The sequence below is a fragment of the Roseisolibacter agri genome, from assembly GCF_030159095.1.
Lineage (GTDB): Bacteria > Gemmatimonadota > Gemmatimonadetes > Gemmatimonadales > Gemmatimonadaceae > Roseisolibacter > Roseisolibacter agri.
This window is the reverse complement of record NZ_BRXS01000008.1, coordinates 192,505-214,120: the sequence shown is the minus strand read 5'-3', so window position 1 is coordinate 214,120 and position 21,616 is coordinate 192,505. Positions and strand designations below refer to the sequence as shown.

Sequence of the window (21,616 nt, the reverse complement as noted above, 5' to 3'; positions counted from 1 at the left end):
CACGCCGTCCCGCGGGCGATGACCGCTGGGCGATGACCGCTGGGCGATGACCGCTGGGCGATGACCGCCCGGGGCTCCGGTCTCGGGCTCGCCGCGAACTCGGGGCGACGGGCGTCCTCCCCGAGCACGTCCGACTGACGTCCGACCACGGGAGGCCCGGGACCCGGCGCGGCCCCCGGCGCGGGGCGCGGGCGGCGCCGGCGCCCGCCGGCGCCCGTCGGCGCGCCGGCCGGGGCGTGCGCGACCGCCGGGAACGCGCCGACCAGGAGCGGGTCCGGCGGCCACCCCTGCTCTCCCGTCCGACCGAGGTGCGCCGCCAGGTCGAGCACCCGCCACTCCTCGAGCGCGACCGCGACGCGGGCCGTGCCGCCGTCGAGCCGCAGGTCGAGGTCGTGGAGCCGCCCGATCTCCGCCAGCCCTTCGGACTTCGCCGTCCGTGGGCGAACGAGGCCGGCGCCCGGCCCGCGCTTCACGATCTTCGGCCCGCCAGCGCTCTGCGCGGGCGCCGCCGCGCCGGTCCCCGTCCGTCGTGCTCCCGCCACGCCTTCCCTCTGGTGAGAATCCCGCGGTGCCGGCGGTCTCAACTGGTCGGCGCCCGCTCAGGCGCTCGGGAATCGTAGCGACCTGCCCAGGGACCGGCGCCCCGAACGGCGATGCGGGGCTGGCCCGTGTGGACCGACCCCGCATCGTAATGCCGCTTACTCCGTCTACTGGCCGAGGAGGAGCGCGATCCTATGCGCCGCCAGGACCACCAGAACGTCTCGAGCGAATCGTGCACTCGCGCGCAGGGCCGCCCGCAGCCGGGCCTGCCAGGTGTTGTTGTGCATCGCCGTCACATGGACGGTCACAGCCTCGTGATCGAGACCAGCTCCAACCCAGTGTCGGTACACGCCTTACAATAACCCCGGATGGCCGGCATCCAAGCCGTCGCCCTCAGATTCGCGCGATGTGTCGTCTCGCAGCGGCGATGCGCCGCCCGAGCGCCGCCCCACGGGCGATGCACGGCCGTTCCACCCAGCGGTAGCTGGCCGCAGCGACGGCGAGGAGGGCGACGCCGTTCCACGGCCACCGCTGCAGCACGCCCGGCAGGCCGACCCCGGCGGCCAGCAGCGGCGTGTCGAACGACGGCAGGAAGAGCTGCTGCCACAGGTAGACGCCGTACGAGCGACGCCCGAGCCAGCGCGCCGGCCCGGTCTCGAGGGCGCGCCCCAGCAGATCGAACCGACCGGGGCGCCCGTCCGGCCGGGCGCCCGCCGCGAACACGCTCCCGCCGACGAGCAGCGCGAGGAAGGCCGATTCCCAGATCGTCGGACGCTGCCGGTAGACGGTCCAGATCATGCCCACGGCGGCGACGACCGCCAGCCGTACGGCTGGCCGGGCGACGAGCGCCGCGACCCGCGCCCCCCACCCCGTCCGCGCCGCCGCCGCCAGGGCCGCGCCCCAGAGGAGGGCGTCGAGCCGCGTGTCGGTCCGCACGAAGTAGTGCCACGTCGGATGGCCGACCGCCGCGATCTGCTGGCCGAGCACGACCGGGCGCCAGGCCGCAACGAGCAGCGCGCCGAGGAGGGCCATGGCCGCGACGAGCGTGACGCCGGCGACCGGGCCCGCGCCGCCTCCCGCGCCATACGCGACGTCGTCGTCCCTGCGGCGCCGCGCGGCGGCCAGCAGCAACGCCACGAGCGCCCCGGGCCAGAGCAGGTAGAAGTGCTCCTCCACGGCGAGGGACCAGAAGTGCGCCGTGTAGTAGCCCGTGTCGTTCAGGACGGGCTCGGCGTAGTTCCGCCAGAACCCGAGCGCCGCCAGCCAGTCCCAGCCCGCCACCGGGAGGGCGCCGGCGAGGCCGAGGCACCCGACGACGGCGAGGAACGCGAACGCCGGCGGGAGGATGCGCCAGGCCCGGCGCACGTAGAACGCGCCGAGGGACACCCCGCCCGTTGCCTCACGCTCCTGGAGGAGGCGCGCGGTGATGAGGAAGCCGCTGATCGCGAAGAAGAGGTTCACGCCGTGGGCGCCGAGCGCGAGCCGGGCGACCGCCCGGTTGAGATCCATGTCGCGGATCAGGCCTTTGCAGACGTGGTCGGCCACCACAAGGCCGATGGCGACGGCGCGCCAGCCGTCGAGCGTGAGGAAGTAGCCGGCGTCGCTCGGTCGGGCGGGGCGAGCGGGGGTGGGCGCGCCTGGCGGCGCGGGGGCGGGGGCGTCGGGGGGCATTGAGACGGGCGGCGAGGAGGATCCCGCGAAGCGCGGACGCCGCAGTCTGACCGTCCACGCGGGCCCGGCCCGCCGGCCGGGGGCCGCCGTGGCGCCCGCGGGCGCGCCCGGGACCCTGCCGACGACCGACGCCGCCGCGCACCCCGCCCGCCGAGCGCCGGTCGCGCGCGTGCTGCCGTCCGCCTGTGGCCGACCCGGTCCCGGGCGACCGCCGCGCCTGCGCACAGCCCCCGCTCCTCGGAGACACCCCGCATGCGTTTCCCCCCCGCGCCCCCTCAAGCGGCGCGCGCGTCTCGCTCGCCCGGCGTTGAGCGCGGCCCCGCCACACCCCCGCCGCGCCGCCGGGCGGGCCTCTCGCCGCTCCTCGTGGCCACGGCGCTCGTTGGGGCGTGCTTCCCCGACCGGCATCCGACCGCCCCAGCGCATCGGGACCTCGCTCCGCGCCCCGCCCTCGCCCTCGACCCCGCCCCGTCGCAGGCATTCGACCTGTACGTGCCCCCGACGAACACGGCCGGTGGCGGCCTCTCGAAGCGCAGCACGGGAATCACGATCCCGGACACGGCGTACGCGATGATCGAGGTCACGGGCGGCATCACGCTCGGCGTGAACCCGGCCTCGCTCCCCTACTGCAACCCGAACTGCACGACGCCGCAGTACGCCGGCCAAGTCGCGGGCCCGCAGGGCATCGGATCGCCGCAGTCGCTGCTGCTGGTCCGGCTCTGGGCCCAATCGACGGTCTACGGCGAGTACCAGCCTGGCATGACCCCGAAGGCGGGCGTTCCGTACACGCTGATCGCCGCCGGCCGCTTCAAGGGCGGCGCGGTGCTCTCGGTCGAGCGCACGAACCTCGTCGAGGGATACGGCTGTTACGCACCGTCGACCCTCAGCTGCCCGCCCGGCACCGGCGGCTCGGCAGAGTCGCAGGCCGGCGCGTACTCCATGTCCGGGACGCAAGAGGTACGCGTCACGCCGATCAACGCGCCGACCATGGCCATCAGCGCGCCGGTCGCCGGCACAACGGCGCGCACGTTCACGATCCGCTGGCCGTACCTGCCGGTGCAGACGGTCACCTGGTACTACAGCCCGAACGACCTCGGCCCCACGCCCGCGAACTACCCCCTGCACTGGCTCGCGCAGGTCCCGGCGTGCAGCAACAGCATGCAGTGCACCTACGCCCCCGCAGACCCCGGCCGCATGTACGCCGCACTCGGCGGTCCCGGGATCTCGGAGGCCGTGGCCGTGAGTCGCCCAACGAACGCCCCCGTACCGACCCTCTCGTTCGTGTGCACACCGGCGTCGGTCACACGCGGAGACGTCGTCACGTGCCAGGCGACCGTAAGTCCCGCAGTGGCTTTCCGCGTCACCAGCGTTGACGTCCAGAGTGATGCAACGGGTCCCCTACCCACACGTACCGTCAACGAGGACGTAGCCGCTGGCGGCACCTACAGCGGGATGTCGGGCACCATGGCCGCCACGACGACCCTCTCGGTCCACGCCACCACCGTGGTGGACGGGCAGACCTTCACGCTGAGCGCGATACGCACCATTCCGGTTGCGGCACGGTCGTGGCCCGCCTACGTGCCGGCCGGCCCGCCGGTGGCGGTGCCATCACGGCTGCCGCTCTGGCCCCTGCGCATCTACAAGAAGTTCGGGCGCAACTCGCACGGGCTTGACTCCGCGGCCATCAACGTGGTGACCATCGCGAGCGGACCCAACGCGGGCTTTTCCTTCGTCTCGCCACAGCCTGTATTCCCGGCCTCGCAGATCGAGATCAACGAAGCACTCAGCGGCGTCGGCTCCTGGGGCGCGGCGCAGGACGGTCGGGGTTTCTGGGGGACCCACGCCCGCGACGGAACGCCGTACTGCACCCAAGCCTCGCTAGGACTCCTGCGCGCCGAGATCGAACGGCACGAGGGCTTCCGGCTCCCCAACGGCACCTACGCGTCGAACTCGCACGAGGGCATCTACCGGAACAAGCTGGCCAACTCCGACCTGCACGTTCAGCACGAGCGCATCGTCGACTACATGGCAACCCGCGACGACGTGGTGCTCCGAGCGTCCCTGGCCTGGCTCTCCCTCTACCACGCCCAGATCGTGCCCGCGGACTCCGCCCTCGACGCCGACGAGACGCGCGAAGCCGTCCTCCGGCAGTACGCTGGGGGGTGCCAGTTCGATGACTTCTACGTCGCCAATCCGCTCCCCTGACCACTATGTTCACCCAAGCCATTCGGGCCGCGATCATCGCGGCGCTCGTCGCCTTCCTGCCCGCGGCCGCCTCCTCCGCGCAGGCCCCCAGCGTGGCGGACTCCATCGCCTTCGTCCAGCAACGGTGTGACTCCGCCGCTGCGGCGCTCGACGCATCGGCCGAGGCCTCCACTCCGGACTGGGGCCCCGCGTTCCTCACCGGATGTGGCCCCTCGGGGCGCCAGGTCCTCGCGCGGGCCACCCGCGCGCTGCGGTTCAGCGCGAATCGCGGGCGCATCCGAGAGATCTATGAGTTCGCGGCGCTCACCGGCGACACCGCGGTCCTCTCGGCTGCCGTCGCGGTCGCGGGCGATGTTGGCGCGACCCCGGCAGCGCGCGCCCATGCCATCCGGGCGGCGTTGATGCTGAGCAACCCGGGGCTCGACATCGACGTCGACCGGCTGCTCGACGGGAGCGCGGCTGCAGCCTGTGAACCGGTGGCCACCTCGTACCCCCCCGATCAGGGAGGCCTCACGACCACCGCAAGGGATCAGGGCTTCACCGCCATCCGGGCCGTGGCGTCAGATAGCAGTGCGCCGAGTGCCGTCAGGGCGGCGGCGCGGTGTGCCTCCCGCGCCAGGCCGGCGCCGTAAGGAGCGCGTCCGCGAGGGCGCGGGCGGCCGCCCAGGCCTCGCCGGAACCGCAGCGGCGGTCATAGGCTCCTGGGCATGTCTCCTCCGCCGCCCGCTTCCCCCGCCAGCTCCGCGTCCCCAGCAAGCTCTGCGACGCCGACATCCTCCGCCTCCACCGAACCACGCCCGGCCGGCAGCGGGCGGCGGTTCGCCGGTGGGGTGCTCACCGGCGCGCTCGGCGTCATGGCCGGCCTGCTCGGCACGCACGGGCTGGCCGTCGCGGGTGCACCGCCCCTGGTCGCCATCGCGGTTGGAGGGCTTGCCGCGACTGGTGCCATCGCGACCATCGCGCTGCGTGCGCAGGCGCTGGGCGGGCAGCCCGCGGTTCCGACGCATGGCAGGCAATGGTTCGCGGCCGGCGTAGCCGTACCGCTGCTCGCGCCAGCGGCCGTCCTGTGGGTCGCCACCGTCGCCATCGCCACCCGTGCGGGCTGTGGGACCGAGGGGACCATGGTGGCTTCCTGCGACTTCGTGGGCTCCGCCGGCGACGCGGCTCGGCGGGCGGCCTGGGCGACGGTGGTCGGACTCGCTCCATGGCTGCTGGCGATCATCGCGGTACCGCGCTGGTACATCGCGTGGCGAGTTCGCCGGGCCCCGGCGCAGGATTGCTGATCGCCCTGATAGCGGGCCGAGGACGGGCCAGCGACGGCCCAGAACCCGCGGCACTTGGTGGCCGGCCCGCGGAGGCACGGATGCGAACCTCGCCGCCCTCCGGCGCCCGGGCCTACGCTCCGCGCATGCGCCACCCCTGACAGGTTCCCTTGCCGGCCTGCTCGCGCTGGCCCTCGCGACCCCAGTTCCAGCGACCGCCCACTGCCGAGCGGCCGCGTGCCGGTGCAAGCCGCCGCAGGGGGCGTTGGAGGAACGGATCATCGCCGCCCGCACCCGCGGCGGGGCCGTCGTGCTCGCGACCGTTGAGCGCCTCGACACGCTCACCGCGCCTAGGCTGCGTTTAGGAATGCTGCCCGGATCTTGCGGCGTTGATCGCCGAAGTCAGCCGGAGCAGGGACGATGCGGTCCAAGTACGAGATCGTCGAGCGGCATGACCTGACCGAGGCGGAGTGGCGGCGCCTGGCGCCGCTGCTCCCGCCGCCCGCCGTTCGGGGCCGCCGCCCCGGGGACCGGCGGCCGATCCTGAACGGGATCCTGTGGATGCTGGCCACGGGCGCCTCGTGGCGCGACCTGCCCGCGCGCTACCCGCCGTGGCCGACGTGCTCTACGCGTACTTCACGCGCTGGGAGCGCGACGGCACCTGGGACCGGATCCACCGCGCGCTCCAGCGCACGCTGCGCTCGGAGTACAACGCCATCGACTTCGAGCTGTTCTGCATCGACTCCACCATCGTCCGGGCCCACAAGGCGGCCGCGGGCGCGGGGGGAAAACGTGCCCGCCGGCGAGCCGCCCGACCACGCGCTCGGGCGCAGCCGCGTCGGGTTTAGCACGAAGCTCTCGCTGGTGACCGACGGGCGCGGCCTGGGGCTCGCGGTCGCGGTGCACGCCGGGCAGGCGAGCGACCTGCGCGCCGTGCCCGAACTCCTCGACAGCGTGTGCGTCCGCGGCCGGCGCGGCGCTCCCCGGCGCTACCCGGACGCGCTGGCCGGTGACAAGGCCTACAGCTTTGCCCCGCTGCGCGCCTGGTGCCGCCGGCACCGCGTGACGGCGGTGCTGCCGCGCCGCGACGACCAGCGCCCCGTGCGCGGCCGCCGCTTCGACCGGCGCCGCTACCGCCAGCGGCACGTCATCGAGTGCACCGTCGGCCACCTGAAGGAGTTCCGTCGCATCGCCCAGCGCGCCGACAAGCTCGCGGTCCGCTACCGCGCGTGGGTCGTCCTCGGCATGGTTCGCCTGCTCCTCCGGCAGCCATTCCTAAACGGAGCCTAGCGGCGGCAGCCCCGACGCCGGCCGTGACGCCCCCGGCCGGGCGTCGGCGTCGTACGTCGCCCCGCTCCGTGTATCCCGCGCTTGGACGCCGCTGGTGGGCGGCACCCTCACCGTGGTCACGGGGCGCTGCGATTCGATCACCGATTGCGAGGTCGCCCTCGTCCGAGGCCGGGCGCACCTGGTCTTCGCCGACTCGCTGGCGGACACTCCCCTGCTCGCGACCGGGCGGTGCGGCGGCACACAGCCGGCCGACGAGGCGGCGGCGGCCATCGCCACTCTCAGTCCCGCCGCCATGACCTCCGCCAGGGCCCAAGGGGGCGCCGCCGATAGCCGGGGCATCGACGGACGCGTGCCCCGCCACATCATGCCACGAGGGTTCGCTGGCGATTGCACGATGGTCGTCCCGCCCGTCATCACGGGGCCCGCCACGCTGCCCCTGCCCGAACCGCCGCGCCCCAAGGCCAAGCGCCCGTAGCGCCGCCCGGCGTCCGCCGCCGCCCGCCGCTCCGCCCCCGCGCCCAAGGCACGCAACCCGTGCGGTCACCGCTCCTAGGGACCGAGCACCCCGGAGCGCGCGGCGTGGGCGCGGCGTGGGCGCGGCGTGGGCGCGGCGCCCGGCATTGGCGGCCCCCCGTCCGCCTGGGCATTATGGGGACATGCCCGAGGACCGGCCGCACTCCCCCCTCACGACGCTGCTCGAGCCCGTGCTGCCGCTTCCCCCGAGCGCGCTCACCGCCGACGACTGGGCGCGGATCTACGGCGAGGAGTTCGCCGACTGGATGCGGCTGACCCCGTCGCAGCGGTGGCGCGAGTCGTGTCGCCTGTGGGACACTTTCTACGCGCTCGGAGGGCGCCTCGATAACGACCCCACTCCCGGCGCCGGTCCAGACGGTGTTGGCCACGACGCGGCAGCATGGCGTCCGCGCCCTGCTGATGGGCGGGCAGGCGTGTATCGTCTACGGCGCCTCGGAGTTTAGCCGCGACGTCGACCTGGCGATCTGCGCCGCGCCCGACAACCTGGCGCGGCTCGGCGCGGCGCTCACCGATCTCCGCGCTGAGGTGATCGCGGTCCCGCCCTTCGAGCCGGAGGTCCTCGCGCGGGGCCACGCCGTGCACTTCCGCTGCGCGGCCGCAGGTGACATGCGCCGCGACGTGATGGCGGTCATGCGCGGTGTCCCAGGTTTCGAGACCTGCTGGGCACGGCGAACCATCGTCCCCCTCGAAGGCGTCGGCGACGTCGACGTGATGGGGACCGAGGACCTGGTGGCGGCGAAGAAGACGCGACCTGACAAGGACTGGCCCGTCGTGCGGCGCCTGGTCGACGTGCACTACCGTCAGTTCGCCGGCGAGCCAACGCCTGCCCGGGTCGCGTTCTGGCTCCGCGAGCTGCGCACGCCGGAGGCGCTGGTCGACTGCGCCCGGCGGGCACCGGAGGCCGCGGGCACCGGAGGCCGCGGGCACCGGAGGCCGCGGGCACCGGAGGCCGCGGCCGCCGTCGGCCCCGAGCGGGAGGTCGTCGCCTACGCGCGCCGGGCCGCCTCCGGCGGCCTCCCCCTCGCGGCACTCCGCGCGGCCCTGGCCGAAGAGGAGGACCGCGAGCGAGCCGCGGACGACGCGTACTGGCGCCCGTTGCAGCAGGAGTTGGAAGCCATGCGCCACGCGGCCGGGCGCAGACAGCAGAAGCTCCCGCCGGGCGGGGGCGGCCCGACTCTCTGACATCAGCACCACCGGAATCAGCCGAACTGCCGCCCCGGACCAACGCTCATCCGGAACACCGCCGACGCTTATTCGCTGTTTTCTCGCTGCCGGATAACGCTGCCCCGGTCGGGCGGTCTCCCCCGCCCGATGCGCTTCGCGTGTCCGCCGCGCGCCGCGACGCTTCCGGCTCGTGCCGGAGCGCATCTGGCCGCCTCACGCGCCGTCGCGGTGGGCCGCGCACACCGAATCGCCGGGCCTTGACCGCGCCGCACTCGTTGCCTTCTGCGCGCGCTTCGTGATCGCCACGGACGCGCCGCGCTGCTCCCAGGACCTGGGCGCGCCGGGCCAGCTCGGGCGCCTGCGGCTCGCGTTCCGGGGAGACCGGGTCGGCGTGGGCGTCTACCCGAACCAGCACCGCCCGCCGGCCGCGTCGCTGCATCCCCCCAAGACTCGCCGCCGCACCAACTCTGTGATCCGCTGTCCGAGTCACGCCGGGGCCGGTCGCGGCTGCGCGGCTGCGCGGCAGAGCCTCACCAGAGCCTCAGCAGAGCCTCAGCGGCGCGCGTGCGGTGACCGCGCGCGACCGCCGTGTCTCGGCGGGCCTCGGGCTGGACGCCCGACGGCTCCGCGCCTCGTCCGGGCAAGCAGCCGCGAGTCGGGGCGTGGCGGGCGCCCCGACCGCGCACGCGTCATCGGCGGGCGCCCCCGTGGCGCATCGGGCGCGCGCCAGCGCGCGGGTCGCCCGGTGGGGGTCGCCGCGCCCCAGGTGTGCCACGGCGGCGTCGATCCACGCGTGCGCGGCGAGCGGGAGCGCGGACCGGCGCCCCGGAAACGCGAGCGCCAGCGCGCGCGCGTACCGCGCGGCGGCGAGTTCGTCGCCCGCGCAGGCGGCGGCGGAGACGGCACCGCGGAGTGCCTGTGCGCGCAGCGCTCGCGCGCGCCACACCAACCCGCGGCGGGGTGGGACCGCGGCGAGGCGCAGGCTTGCCGCGAACGCCCGCAGCGCGGGTCGATCTCGTCCCGTGCTGTGCAGGAGGCGCCCGAGGGTGACGAGGAGGTCCGCCCGCGCCATCGGGTCGGCCGCCGTCGCGCGGTACGCCGCGCGGCCGTGGGCGAACGCGAGATCGAGGTTCCCGGTCGCCGTGGCGGTGAGCAGCAGACCGTGGTGGGCGCTTCCGGCCGATGCGGACGCCGCCGATGCCAGTGCGAGGGCCTCGACGAAGGCCGCGCGCGCCGCCGCAAACTGGCCGCGCTGCAGCAACACGGCGCCCACGCCGACCCGCACGCGCGCCGTCAGCGCCCGGTCGCCGTGCCGCGCCGCGCCGCGCGCCGCCGCCGCGTAGAGGGCGAGGGCGCGGTCGGACGCGCCGAGCCGGCGCGCCACCCGCGCCTGCTGCGCCGCGAGGGCGCCGCCGCGCCTCCCGGATCCGCCGAGGGCACGCAGCGCCTCGAGTGCGCTGTACGCCAGGTGGCACGCCCCGGCGTCCTCCATCTGCGCGGCCTCCTGCCGCACGGCGCGCGTGAGGGCGCGCCGACCGTGCCGCCCCCACATGCGCAGTCCGGCGACGACTGCAGGGGGCAACGGCGCCTCCGGCGCCGCCTCAAGGGCCGGACCGTGGTACAACGACGCGGGGTGGTGAACAGTCATGCCCGGCGGGACGATCTCGCCGACGACGTGCGCATCAGCCGGGCGGCGCGTCGGACGCCACGGCACGGGCGGCCGCGCACGCACCTGCCGGGCAGACCGCGGTCCGTCGGTCGCGGCGCAGACCGGCGCGCAGACCGGCGCGCAGACCGGCGCGCAGACCGGCGCGCAGACCGGCGCGCAGACCGGCGCCGGACGGCACTCGGGGCCTCCGGCCGCGGGGACTTGGCCTGCTCGCACCGACCGCCGCCCCGTCGCCACGGCGTGCGCGAACGCCCCGCGCGCGCCTGGCGGGAGCTGCGCGAGCCGGTACACCACGAGCGCGACGGCGAGCCAGCGGCCAAGGGCGGGTGGGTCGCCGGTGTGGCTGCGGATCCACCCCGCCGCCGCGCGGTCGGCGGCCAGCGCGTCACGTGGAGGCGTGCGGACAGCCACAGGGTGTGAGCGTACGGGGTGGACGTGCGATGCGGTCCGGTGTGCGGCAGATGTCTGGCCGGTCGCTGGCCGGCGCTGGCGGGCGCTGGCGGGCGCTGGCCGGTCGCTGCCGCCGCGCACGTGCGGGCCTGTGCGCGCACCCAGGCAGAGGACGGGACCTACGGCGTTCCGGCGGGCGTTCCGGCGTGGTTAGTCATCGCGGAAGTACGCCGCGATACACCAGCCGACCACGCGCTCCCGACTCGTCACGATGTCGTCGATGCGGACGCCCAGCGGCAGTGGGACCCCCGCGAGCGCGTGCTTGACGGCGACGACGACCTGCGCCGGCGAGCGCCCGCGTGCTTTCAGCGCCGCGACGCAGGCGTACGCCGCGTCGCGCACGTCGGGCGACGCGTCCGCCGCCCATGCACCGGGCGCGACGAGCGCCGCCGCGAACGCACGCGCGAGGCACGCACACGCGAGACGCGTCGCCGCATCGATGTCGTCCCGAGCGGAGACGTACGGTCCAGGGTCGGCCGAGTCTGCGGTTCGTGTCGCATCCATCGTCATTGAGGGTCGCTTCGCCGGATCGCGGATCGCGGTGCGGATGCCGCGCGCATGCGCGCATGCGCGCATGCGCGCGCTGCCGCACGGGCCTACGCCGCGTGCCGTCCCCCACCGGGGGGAGCCGGATGCCTCGCTGGCCGTCGCGGCGCCGCCGCTCTCCCAGGCGGCGACTATTTTATGGCGCATAAACGAGTATCGCAAGAAGGCACCGCGCCGTCCAGGCTTCGGCGGTCGCGGGGGCAGGTCCCGGGAGCGCACGTCGCGAGCAGCGCTTTACGAACGATAAAGCCCGCCGTAGATTGTATGGCGCCGAGCGGGACGCGCCCCGCGGCCGTCAGGTGGCGCCGGCAGGCGCCGGCAGGTGGCCTCACCGTTGACGGCTCGGCGCGCCGACTGCGAAGCGGCGCGAGAGCACCGTCCGGCTGGCCGCGACGCGGCGGTCAGTCGGCCGGCGCCTTCCCCGCATCGTGCCGCGTCTGGCTGGGCACCGGCACCCACGGGCGCGGGCGACAGCCGCCCGGTCACCGCGCCGGCTCCGGGGATCGGGCGTGCCGGACGGCGGTGGGCCGCCGGCGGGTGCCACGCGTGGAGTGCGCCCTCCCTGGCGCCGCGCGTGTGGTCCGCCGTCCGCTCAGAGGCCGGCGCGCCACCCCCGCCCCGGCGCGGGTCGGCGCTGAAGCTCCGACCGCTCCGCGAGGGCGGCGCCGAACGCGTCCCAGCCCACGTCGAGCGCGTGCAGGATGCGCCACACGGTCTCGAGGGTCGGCCATTTGGTGCCGCGTTCGAGCTGGCCGACGAACGTGCGGTCGATGCCCGCCTGGAAGGCGAGCCGCTCCTGCGAAAGCCCGGTCGGACGGCGGAGCGCCGCGAGCACGGCACCGAGCGCACGCCGCGCCGCCGCGTTGTCGTCATCCGTGCCAGGGGCCGCGCCAGGGGCCGCGCCAGGGGCCGCGCCAGGGGCCGCGCCAGGGGCCGCGCCGCGCGCGGCCCGCTCGGCGCGCCCTGAGCGGTCCGCGTGCGGGTCCCTCGGGTCGCCAGGCACGGCCGTCATCGGCCGCCGGGGCACGTCGCTCGGCGCGGGCGCCGCCCCCGCCGGCCCGCGCCCGCGCGGCGCACCGGCCCGGGCGTCCATCCGCGGGGCACGCCCCGCCGGCGTGGTCCCGGGACGCGCGGTCGGCGTCGTCGCCCCCGCGGACCGCGTGGGGGCGACGCCGTCGCGCGACCGTCGGTCGCCAGGTCCGGTCCGCGGGATGCGGGGCGCTCGCCCGGGCGCAGGTCGGGTGGGCGGATCCGGGGGCGGGGCGTCGGAGGCGCGCCCGCGGCGCGGACGGTCGCGGGAGGCGGACGGGGCGCGCGCCGCCGGCGACGCCGGCGCGGCCGGGCGGCGGGAGCCGTGTGGGTCGTTGGGCACGGCGGATGGTTACCGGCCCACCGGCTGTAGTTCGACGGACTATGGTATGGATGACTATTGTCATCTGGCGAGCCGCACGGTACTCTCGCCGGTGTCCGCAGGCCGGCCTCCGGCGCTCCACCTCTGCTCACCGCTGATTCGTCATGCCCACCCCCGCTCGACTGTCACACGCCGGGCACCACTGCGCGGTCGTCCTGGTCACCGCCGTCCTGACGGGCGTGCCCGCAACGACGGCGGTCGGCCAATCGCCGACCGCACCGATGTTGGTCGGCAGCCAAACCGCCTTCCTGGACGCGTTGGCAGCGCTCGGCGGGCCGACCGGGCTCGTCACGTTCGACGGCGTGACCAGCACCGTGCGCGTCGTCCCGACGGTCGGCACCCCAGGGATGTCCGTGGCCGGCGTCACCCTGCACGGCGTGGGCGACGGGCCGGGGGCGGCGGCGGTGATCACCGCCGAACGGACGAACATCGGGGGCACCGTCACCGCGGACTGTTCCAACGGATCGTGGATCCCGACACGGCCGCCCGGCCCCGGCGGTCCCGGCGGCGGCCCGTTCGCCGCCGTGGCGTCGGGCGGGGCACTCCGCGTCACGTTCGGCACGCCCGTGGCCGGCGTCGGCGCCGTGCTCAACTACACGCCGCCGTGTTTGTACGGCACGCCCGTCCCGCCGGGTCCGTCGATCCGCCTGCTCGGGGCGGCGGGCGAGGTGCTCGGCACGTACAACCTCGAGGCGCTCGCCCCCATCACCACGCCTGCCGCAGTCAACGCGGGCGCGTTCCGCGGCGCGATCCGACCGGGCGGCGACATCTACGCCGCGGAGTTCGCGAGCGGCACCTTCCTCGTGTTGGATGACCTGCGCTTCGGCGGCGTGGCTGCCGGGCCGCCGGTCACGAGCGTTCCCGAGCCGGCGACCGTCGCGCTGGTCGCCATTGGCTGGTGCGGGATCGTGGTCGGACGTCGCCGACGCCGGACCGGACGCCACGCGAACCATCCCCCCCGCCGGCCGCGTCCCGGTTCCGCGGCAGTGCCGTCGGCGATGTGGGCCGCGGGGTGGACGGCGCTCGCCGGACTCGCCACCGCCCCGGCCGGCCTCTCTGGGCAGGCGGTCAGCGAGGCCTCGAGCCGCGGGACCATGGCGGGCGCCCGCTCGGCAGCGCCGGTCGTGGTCGCGGGGTCTGCGCTCCGCGTGTTGCGCGCGGCCGTCGACGGCCCGCCGTCGGCGCCTCCCGTCCCGCCCGACACGAGCCTCACGCAGTCCGGCCAGCCCTGCGGGGCCGCCCGCGCATGCGCGGCCGGGTGGGACCTCCGCCCGGTCCTGGTCGCGACCGACAGTGTGGCACCGGCAGGCGGCAGCCTCCGGACCCGCGTGGTCATCGAGAACGCCGGCCGGGTGGCCGCACCGCCGTCCGAGGTCCAGCTCTGCGTCGACCTCTACGGCCGCGCGGCGTACGGGGCGGCACGGTGCCCTGGCATCGCGGGCAGCGCGCTCCGCGTGGCGCTCCCGGCGCTCGGCCCCGGCGAGCGCGTCGCGTTCACGCGCGACCTGCGGATGGCCCCGCTGACGACCGCCGTGAACCTCCCGTTCGCGGCCGTGGCGGTGATCGACCCGGAGCGGATGACGGACGAGCCGCACCGCGCGAACAACGGGGCGGGGGGCGGGGCCGTGCGGGGGGAGCTGCCCGCGCTCACGGTCGCCGGCCTCGACCCGGCGCCGGAGACCCAGGGCGTCGCCGCGCTGAGGCGACCGCTCGTCGTCGAGCTGCGCGTCCGGAACGACGGCCGCGCGGCGTCGACGCCGCCGACGGAGGTCGAGCTCCGGAGCGACGAGGGGCGGAGCGTGGGGAACCTGCAGGTCTGTGGGCACTACGGGGATCCGACCACGCGGCTCACGGTGCCGCCGCTCGCCCCGGGGCAGCGCTTCACCGCGCGGATCGAGATCACGCACCCGGCCGCCACCTGTACCGCGAGCGAGTTCCTGCTCATGGCGCGCGTGGACCCGGACCTGAGCGCCCCGTGGGCCCTCGCGCAGACGCGCGACACGCGGCGACCCTACACGGTCCGCTGAGGCACGCGGCGCCGGCGTGGGGGCGGCCGGCGCACGGTGGACACGCCGTGGGCGCGCCGTGGGCGCGCCGTGGGCGCGCCCCTGGCGTCGCGGCGCGCGTCATGCCATCTCACGCGCGGCCTGCCGCGCGCGGCAGATCCGCGTACGGATCTGCTGACCAGCCGCGCGGCGCGGGCGTCGGGTCGAACGCGGGGCGTCCCCCCGTCGGCGACGGCGCCCGCGCGGCGCTGCGCAGAGCGGCCCCGCTCCCACCCCCCGCATGGAGCCGCTGGTGGATCCCCTGGTCTATTCGTACGACCGCGCGTCGAGCGTCGTCGCTGAGTTCGAGCAGTTCCTGCGCGCCCTCGGCATCGCCTCGGCGCCCGGCAGCCCGCTCGACCACGCGATGCTCGTCGCGCACGAGATCGCCGACCAGCTCCGTGGCCGCCCGCCGGCCGACCTCCTGCTGCCCGACGCCCGCGATCAGTACGCCCGCCTGATCGGGGTGGCCGAGTTCGCCGGCGCGGTCCTCGCGGTGCGCAGCCACCCCGACGCGCGGCAGCTGACCGCTCACCTGCGGCTGCTCGCCGAGGCGTCCGGCCTGCGGGCCGGTCCCGATCCCCTGCAGACGACCGCGGCCCCCGCCACGGACCGCAACGCGAACAAGCTGTTCGAGCTGCTCATCGCGTGTTTCGCGATGCGCTGTGGGACGGACGTCGCGCTGGACGCCCCTGACGCGTCGGAGGGCGACAACCCCGACGTCCTGGTGACCGTCGCCGGCCGTCGCTGGGGATTCGCGTGCAAGGCCCTGCACAGCACGGCACCGCAGAGCGTCATCAAGAACGTGCAGAAGGGGCTCGATCAGATCGATGCGTCCCCCGCGGACGTCGGCGTCGTGCTGGTGAGCCCCCGCAACGTCCTGGATCGCGCCGCCCTCTGGCCCACCGCGCCGGCGGGGACTCCGGAGGCGTACCCGCCGCGCCCTCCCGCGCTCGACGGTGCAGGGCCCGCGGTGGGTGCGGCGGCGGGGACGGAGTTGGAGGCCCGCGCGGAGCAGTTCCCCGTGGCGTTTCCGAACGAGCAGCCGGCCGTCGCCGCGATGGTCCGGCAGGTCGACGCGCTGACGACCGCGGTCGTGACGGAAGTCGGCGAGGACGCCATGCGCGAGCTGTTCGACCGCCCGAAGGCGGTCGGCGGATTCGCGTACTTTCTGCACGGGGTGACGGGCGTGCTGACGGACCGCGGGCCGTCCCCGACGAGCCTGAAGTTCTTCCGATTTCCCCCGCTCGGGCTGCCCGCGCCGGCCGGCGGACCGGATGTCCTCGCCTGTCTGAACGACGCGGCCCACCACGTCCTGCGCGTGTAGGGCCCGCGGGACGGGTCAAGAGCGGGGCGGCTCGGCGGGCTTGGCGGGCTCGGCCCCCCCCTGCGGCGGCTCAGCGGCGGCTAGCCGTCAAGGCCGTTGGTTGCTGGCGCGTCGCCCCACGCGTGTCGCCCCACGCGCGTCGCCCACATGTCGCAGCATGCCGCGCTGGTGGGGCGTGGCCGTGTCCGACAGGGCCAGCCTCCTGGGCGGCGCTCTCTACGACTCGGCGATCCTCAGGCGCTCAGCCGACGACCGGCTGGCGTGCGGGGGCGTGGTAGGTCTCCCACACGGCCCAGCGTCGGACCGCGTGGGTCCACTGGGGGTGCATGCGGACGTCGCGCCGCGCGGCCCAGGCGAGCAGCGTCGTCGGGCGCGCGTGCGTGGGGTCGTGGAGGCCGAGGGCGCATCCCGCCTGGATGGCCGCGCGGTGCTCCGGGGCCAGGGGTGTGGCGAGGACCGACTGGCGGAGCCCTGCGAGCCGGTCGGCGACCGCCGCCGCGCGCGCGCCCGCCGCCCCGCGGAGTGGTGGCCAGCGAACGGCGAGGGCCGCGGCGGTTTCCTGGGGGCTGGGCTCGGCCGCGAGAAACCATTGGAGCGCCTGCACGGCGACGGCCCCCACCTGTTTCAGAACGGCGAACGACTGGAGGTCGACGATCCGGGCCACGACAGCGAGCCGCGCGCCTGCGGCTGCCGACCGGTCGAGCATGCTCCACAGCGCCGGATCGTCGGGCCCGAGCCAAGCGAGCGTATTCGTGACCCAGACCCACACGGGCGGCAGGCGGCCGTGCGCGTCGAGGGCCAGGACGCGGCCCGGCGTCGGCGGGCCGATGCCCTGTCCCACCGCCGGATCCGGCGCGGCGTAGCGGAGTGGGACGCCTGGGACGGCGCCTGGGACGGCGCCTGGGACGGCGCCTGGGACGGCGCCTGGGACGGCGGGGCGTGCACTGGCCGCTGCGGCGTCCCACGGGGCGCGGATGGTGGGCCCCGCGTCCCCGGACGGACTGGGCGCGCCGGTCGCCGTCGGGCCGAGGGCCTGATGCACGACCGCCGTGAGCAAGCAGACCGCCGCATCGCCCGCGCGGGCCGCGAGCGCCCGTGCCGCCGCCACGGCCTCCGCTGCACGGGCCGCTGTGGCGTCGGGGGTGAGCCCCCGGCGCACGGCGACCCCGGCCCTCGGCACGGCGACTCCCGTGGGCACCCGCCCGCGGCGCGGCCGCGCATTGTTCGCGAGCTCCTCGAGCGTCCGCACCAGCGCCCGTGGGTGCAGGCGGGCCTGCCCGACCTCCCCGAGGCGGTACTGGAGAGCAGAGATCAGCAGCGCCGGCCGTTCGGCGAGCGCCCGATGGAGTCGGGTCGCCGCCGCGGCCAGTTCGTCGACCGTGAGGTCGTCAGGATGCGTGTTCGGCACGTGGCGAGTTGGGGGCGCGTCCGCTCACCCGCTCACAGGTCGCCGGTGCGTCGCCAACACGTGGCGTCCGACTCGGCGGTCCGACACGTCCGGAGCGCCGCCGTGCAGTCGCGCCGGGTCGCGCCGGGATGTGGTCGGCCGCCGGGGGCTGGACGCTGGCAGGCCCGTCACTCGACGGCGGCGAACACCGAAGGGCACGGCCAGAGCGCCAGCGCATGCGGGATGGGCAGTTCGACCACGGGCCCGCGCGTCGCCGCGTCGTCCCCCGGGCGGCCCGGCGCGAAGTGCCAGCTGTGCTTGCTCAACAGCACCCCGCCCCCGTGCCGGCGGAGCGCCGCCTGGTCTTTGCCGTCGATCTTGTTCCGGTACTTCACCTCGGCGCGGAGGACCGTGGCGCCAGCCCTCGTCGCGACGAGGTCGATCTCTTCGTCGGTGTCGCTCCGGTAGTAGTAGCAGTGCGGCCCGAAGAGGCGCCGCACGTGGTCGACGGCGACCGCTTCGGCCAGCGCGCCCATCCGGTCGGGGTCGCCGAGCGTCAGCTGCGTCGCCTCCCAGCCCGTCGGCACGTTGCGGCTCCAGGCATCGAGCATGTGCCAGGTGAACGGGTCCAGCGGGTAGAGCCGCTTGGGACTCTTGAAGGTCGGTGCGGCCGCGTCGACCGTTTTCGTGCGGTACAACAGGTGCCAGACGTACGCCGACTCCACGTCCTCGACCAAGTCCTGCGCCGTCTCGTGCCGCGCGATCTGGGCCTCCTGGGCCATGGTGCGCCACTCGAAGGCCTGTCCGAGCTTCCCGCGCAGCCACCCCACGATGGCCCGCAGGTTCGACTCGCGCCGGCCGAGGCGCGCGACCTCTCCCAGCACGGCCGCGCGGTAGTCGCGGTAGACGTACTCGGGGATGACCCCCTGGTGCGCGACCTCCTCGTTGATGCTCGCCAGGAAGCCGCCGGTCGCCAGGTACCGGTGGAACCGGGCCGCGATGACGGCGTCGTGGTGCCGCGCGTCCTGCGCGGCCGCGTGCAGCCGCTCCGGCACGAACGCGTCGGCGATGTCGAGCGTCGGCAGCGCGTGCGCGACCGCCGGCTCGGTGACGGCCAGGTAGTCTCGGAAGGAGAGCGGCTGGTACAGGAGGTCGCGGCCGAGCACGTTCCCCCGCCGCCGCGGGAGCCGGTCGCCGCCGGTCTTCACGTCCTTGCAGTTCGACCCCGTCGCCAACACGGTCACGCCGACCAGTGCACCGGCGTCGGCGAGGACGCGGATCGCCGTCTGCCAGTTCTTGATCCCCGTCACCTCATCCAGGAGCACCACCCGGCGCTCGCCCGGGGTCACGTGCGAGGCGCTGTCATCCAGGTAATCCTTGATCAGCTTCTGCAGCTGCCCCTGGCGCGTGGCGTTCGCGGCCTCGACATCCGCGTACAGGATGCGCCGGGGTGCCCACCCCTGCTCGAGGAGGTACTTCACGACCAGCTTGAGGTAGGTCGACTTCCCCACCTGGCGCTGGCCGCGGAGCGTGTAGACGCCGTCCTGCGTCAGGTCGAGCAGGTGCATCGGGGGCTGCCAGGACACGGCCGCGCCGACCGCAGCGGCCAACTGCTTGTCGGCCGCGAGGGCCGGGAGGCCGGTCACCCACCAGGGGTTCTGCTGAACAACGAGCTGGTGCACGGTCTCTCCTCCGGTGCTTCGCGGCCTCACCGATGCGCCGGGCGAGCCGGACGGGCGAGCCGGACGGGTGTTCCTGCCGAGGCCGGCACCAGCAGGGCGGCAGATCCGGGAGTCGGCGCCTGGAGCCTCTCAAGGCTCCGATTGTGGCTATTGAGATAGCCACAATAGCCTGTTTGTGGCTATCGCGATAGCCACGACAGGCCGATTTTGGCTATCGCGATAGCCAGGATGGCGTTCTTGACAACATTCTACGCGCCTACGTCCGCGTCGCCGTCGCCAGGTCTTCATGCAATCCGGTGGGGTCGCCGCCCCGGTATTATATAAGACCGGGGCGGCGACCCCACCGGAGGATATGCAGATAAACTTGTTCGGGGCATAGAGTTACCTACTCCATCCCCGTGCCGGCTGCCGAAGGAAGACCGGCGGCGACGGCCGCCGGGGCACGCGCACCACAGAGCGATAGGTCGGCGGGTGCGAGGGACGACCGACGGCCGTCTGGTCTGGGGAGGGGCGTCCTGGGGAGGGGCGTCCTGGCAAGCGGCGACGTGACATGCCGCGTCTGACCCGGCGTGACGCTCCGCGGTGGCCTCTTCGACGCGTCGCTGCGGCGCGCCGCAGCGACGCGCCGCAGCGACGCGCCGCAGCCCGCCACCGGCCCCGGGGCGGGCGGGCGCCTGCCCCGCCCGTCCGCTATACTCGACACAGGCCCACCCGGCGCGACTGTTGTGGCTGTCACCATCGGCACCGCTGGCGACGGCGCCGTCGCCGCCGACGCGCTGCGGCCGGTTCCTCCCCTCCCCCGGTCTTCTCCCCCGGTCTTCCGCTCCTCCGTGCCTGGTCGCGCTGACGTGCGCTCCGAAACCCGTTGGACGAACCCGTCGGTTCGTGCGTTGGCTGGCGACGACGACCCGGTCGCCGCGGTGACCGACCGCGCGCGGGACCTCGTGCTGCGCGCGCTCGACCAGGGGTGGGCCGGGCCGCCCTTCGACCCCATCGCCCTGGCCGACCTGCTCAAGATCGAGGTCACGGCGAACGGCGCGGTCCGGGACGCGCGCACCGTGCCGGTCGCCGGGGAGACGGTGCGCATCGAGTTCAACCCGAACCGGCCCCGCGGCCGCGTGCGGTACTCCCTCGCGCACGAGATCGCCCACACGCTCTTCCCCGACTGCGCGGCGGAGGTCCGGCACCGCGCGCGGCACCACGAGCTCACGGGCGACGCCTGGCAACTCGAGGCCCTGTGCAACATCGCGGCGGCCGAGTTCCTGATGCCGCTCGGCTCCCTGGGCCCGCTGACGGCCGAGCGGCTCACCGTCCCGACCGTGCTCGACCTGCAGCGGCGCTTCGACGTCTCGACGGAGGCGCTGGTCATCCGCCTCGCCGAGACGAGCCCCGCGCCGGTCGCGGCGTTCTGCGTCTCGCCGCGGAACGCCGCGACCGGCGCGACCGGCGCGACGCCGGGCGCACACCCGGTGGACTATCAGGTCGACTACGTGATCCCGTCCCGCGCGTGGGCCACCCGCCGAATGACGGGTCGGACGACGGGCCATGGCACCGGCCGTCGCCGCCGCGCCCACCTCCCCGGCGACTCAGTCGTGCGCCAGTGCAGCGCCATCGGGTACTCCGCCCGGGGCGTCGAGGCGTGGTGGGACGACGAGAGCCCGGTGCACGTCGAAGCGGTGGGGATCCCCCCCTATCCGGGCGGCGCCGCCCCGCGCGTCATCGGCCTGCTCCACCCCGCCACGCCGGAGGCGCCGGACGCGCCGGCCGCGCCGGAGATCGCCTACGTGTACGGCAGCGCGACCGAGCCGCGCGGCCCGGGACGACGCCTGGTCGTTCAGGTCGTCAACGACAAGACCGCGAACTGGGGCGGCGGCGGATTCGCGAGCGCCGTGCGTTCGGCGTGGCCGGTCGTGCAGGCGGACTTCCGCGACTGGGCGGAGCACCACCGCGCCGCGTTCCGGCTGGGCGGGGTCCGCGTCAGCCGGGTGGACGACGGGCTCAGCGTCGCGAGCGTGGTTGCGCAGCACGGGTACGGCCCCTCTCCGTCCCGACGCATCCGGTACGAGGCGCTCCGGACTGGCCTCCGTGCCGTCGCCCGGGCGGCGCACGAACGGCAGGCGACCGTGCACATGCCGAGGATCGGGATGGGCCACGCCGGCGGCGAGTGGGCGGTGATTGCGGACATCATCCGCGACACACTGCTCGCCGCGGACGTCCCCGTGACGGTCTACGACCTGCCCGGCGCGCCGCCGCCCGTCGACGTCCAGCCGAGCCTCCCCTTCGGGTGACGTCGCGTACCGACGGCCGTCGCTCCGCCCGCCCGCCGGGCCACCGCCGACGCGCCCCGCACGCCTAACCCATCCCCTCCCCCCGCGCCGGGCGGCGGACGGGCTCCGCGCCCCGGCGCGTCCCGTGCGTGCCGGCCGGCGCCGT

General features: G+C 75.4%; 15 protein-coding genes and 1 pseudogene. 9 read left to right on the top strand and 7 right to left on the bottom strand.

All coding sequences use genetic code 11. From position 1 onward, the window contains the following. Positions 1 to 542, bottom strand: a pseudogene (locus rosag_RS23950) (hypothetical protein); the annotation flags it as partial. Between the two features lie 391 nt (positions 543 to 933). Continuing rightward, a complete protein-coding gene (locus tag rosag_RS23945) occupies positions 934 to 2,211 on the bottom strand; it encodes an acyltransferase family protein (protein ID WP_284352712.1) in 1,278 nt (425 codons plus the stop codon). A 366-nt stretch (positions 2,212 to 2,577) separates the two neighbouring features. Between rosag_RS23945 and rosag_RS23940 the strand changes: the two genes are divergently transcribed. The 6 genes from rosag_RS23940 to rosag_RS23915 all read left to right on the top strand — a co-directional run bounded on the left by rosag_RS23940 (position 2,578) and on the right by rosag_RS23915 (position 8,684). Then, positions 2,578 to 4,416, top strand: a complete 1,839-nt coding sequence (locus rosag_RS23940) for a hypothetical protein (RefSeq protein WP_284352711.1) — start codon at positions 2,578 to 2,580, stop codon at positions 4,414 to 4,416. A gap of 5 nt (positions 4,417 to 4,421) precedes the next feature. After that, complete coding sequence (locus tag rosag_RS23935) at positions 4,422 to 5,048, top strand: hypothetical protein (RefSeq protein ID WP_284352710.1); 627 nt, start codon at positions 4,422 to 4,424, stop codon at positions 5,046 to 5,048. Positions 5,049 to 5,270: 222 nt separating this feature from the next. After that, on the top strand, positions 5,271 to 5,699 hold the full coding sequence (locus rosag_RS23930; protein WP_284352709.1) for a hypothetical protein: 429 nt from the start codon (positions 5,271 to 5,273) through the stop codon (positions 5,697 to 5,699). 399 nt (positions 5,700 to 6,098) lie between these two features. Beyond that, on the top strand, positions 6,099 to 6,968 hold the full coding sequence (locus rosag_RS23925) for an IS5 family transposase (RefSeq protein WP_284352708.1): 870 nt from the start codon (positions 6,099 to 6,101) through the stop codon (positions 6,966 to 6,968). A 94-nt stretch (positions 6,969 to 7,062) separates the two neighbouring features. Continuing rightward, positions 7,063 to 7,443 carry a hypothetical protein gene (locus tag rosag_RS23920; RefSeq protein WP_284352707.1) on the top strand — a complete coding sequence of 127 codons (381 nt, stop codon included), beginning with the start codon at positions 7,063 to 7,065 and terminating at the stop codon, positions 7,441 to 7,443. 416 nt (positions 7,444 to 7,859) lie between these two features. Next, positions 7,860 to 8,684: a hypothetical protein gene (locus tag rosag_RS23915; RefSeq protein ID WP_284352706.1), complete on the top strand. Its 825-nt coding sequence runs from the start codon at positions 7,860 to 7,862 to the stop codon at positions 8,682 to 8,684. Between the two features lie 523 nt (positions 8,685 to 9,207). Here the strand turns inward: rosag_RS23915 and rosag_RS23910 are convergent. From rosag_RS23910 to rosag_RS23900, 3 genes are all read right to left on the bottom strand, one after another. Continuing rightward, entirely contained in the window at positions 9,208 to 10,248 is a 1,041-nt protein-coding gene (locus tag rosag_RS23910) for a hypothetical protein (protein ID WP_284352705.1), read from the bottom strand. A 687-nt stretch (positions 10,249 to 10,935) separates the two neighbouring features. Next, on the bottom strand, positions 10,936 to 11,550 hold the full coding sequence (locus rosag_RS23905) for a hypothetical protein (RefSeq protein WP_284352704.1): 615 nt from the start codon (positions 11,548 to 11,550) through the stop codon (positions 10,936 to 10,938). A 373-nt stretch (positions 11,551 to 11,923) separates the two neighbouring features. Continuing rightward, on the bottom strand, positions 11,924 to 12,166 hold the full coding sequence (locus tag rosag_RS23900) for a helix-turn-helix domain-containing protein (protein ID WP_284352703.1): 243 nt from the start codon (positions 12,164 to 12,166) through the stop codon (positions 11,924 to 11,926). A 680-nt stretch (positions 12,167 to 12,846) separates the two neighbouring features. On the opposite strand from rosag_RS23900, the gene rosag_RS23895 reads away from it, so the two are divergent. Next, positions 12,847 to 14,769 (top strand): PEP-CTERM sorting domain-containing protein, encoded by a 1,923-nt coding sequence (locus tag rosag_RS23895; protein ID WP_284352702.1) that lies wholly within the window; start codon positions 12,847 to 12,849, stop codon positions 14,767 to 14,769. 259 nt (positions 14,770 to 15,028) lie between these two features. Continuing rightward, on the top strand, positions 15,029 to 16,114 hold the full coding sequence (locus rosag_RS23890; RefSeq protein WP_284352701.1) for a hypothetical protein: 1,086 nt from the start codon (positions 15,029 to 15,031) through the stop codon (positions 16,112 to 16,114). A 241-nt stretch (positions 16,115 to 16,355) separates the two neighbouring features. Here the strand turns inward: rosag_RS23890 and rosag_RS23885 are convergent, their stop codons facing one another. Together rosag_RS23885 and rosag_RS23880 are read right to left on the bottom strand one after the other, a co-directional pair. After that, entirely contained in the window at positions 16,356 to 17,522 is a 1,167-nt protein-coding gene (locus rosag_RS23885; protein ID WP_284352700.1) for a hypothetical protein, read from the bottom strand. 167 nt (positions 17,523 to 17,689) lie between these two features. Continuing rightward, positions 17,690 to 19,183: an ATP-binding protein gene (locus rosag_RS23880; protein ID WP_284352699.1), complete on the bottom strand. Its 1,494-nt coding sequence runs from the start codon at positions 19,181 to 19,183 to the stop codon at positions 17,690 to 17,692. 890 nt (positions 19,184 to 20,073) lie between these two features. Here rosag_RS23880 and rosag_RS23875 point away from each other — a divergent pair. After that, positions 20,074 to 21,471 carry an ImmA/IrrE family metallo-endopeptidase gene (locus rosag_RS23875; RefSeq protein ID WP_284352698.1) on the top strand — a complete coding sequence of 466 codons (1,398 nt, stop codon included), beginning with the start codon at positions 20,074 to 20,076 and terminating at the stop codon, positions 21,469 to 21,471. The last annotated feature ends 145 nt before the right edge of the window (positions 21,472 to 21,616 follow it).

Bases quoted from the DNA above. Each gene is read 5' to 3' on its own strand.
- rosag_RS23890 (WP_284352701.1), top strand. From the start codon at position 15,029: ATGGAGCCGCTGGTGGATCCCCTGGTCTATTCGTACGACCGCGCGTCG.
- rosag_RS23945 (WP_284352712.1), bottom strand. From the start codon at position 2,211: ATGCCCCCCGACGCCCCCGCCCCCGCGCCGCCAGGCGCGCCCACCCCC.
- rosag_RS23925 (WP_284352708.1), top strand. From the start codon at position 6,099: ATGCGGTCCAAGTACGAGATCGTCGAGCGGCATGACCTGACCGAGGCG.
- rosag_RS23895 (WP_284352702.1), top strand. From the start codon at position 12,847: ATGCCCACCCCCGCTCGACTGTCACACGCCGGGCACCACTGCGCGGTC.
- rosag_RS23930 (WP_284352709.1), top strand. From the start codon at position 5,271: ATGGCCGGCCTGCTCGGCACGCACGGGCTGGCCGTCGCGGGTGCACCG.
- rosag_RS23935 (WP_284352710.1), top strand. From the start codon at position 4,422: ATGTTCACCCAAGCCATTCGGGCCGCGATCATCGCGGCGCTCGTCGCC.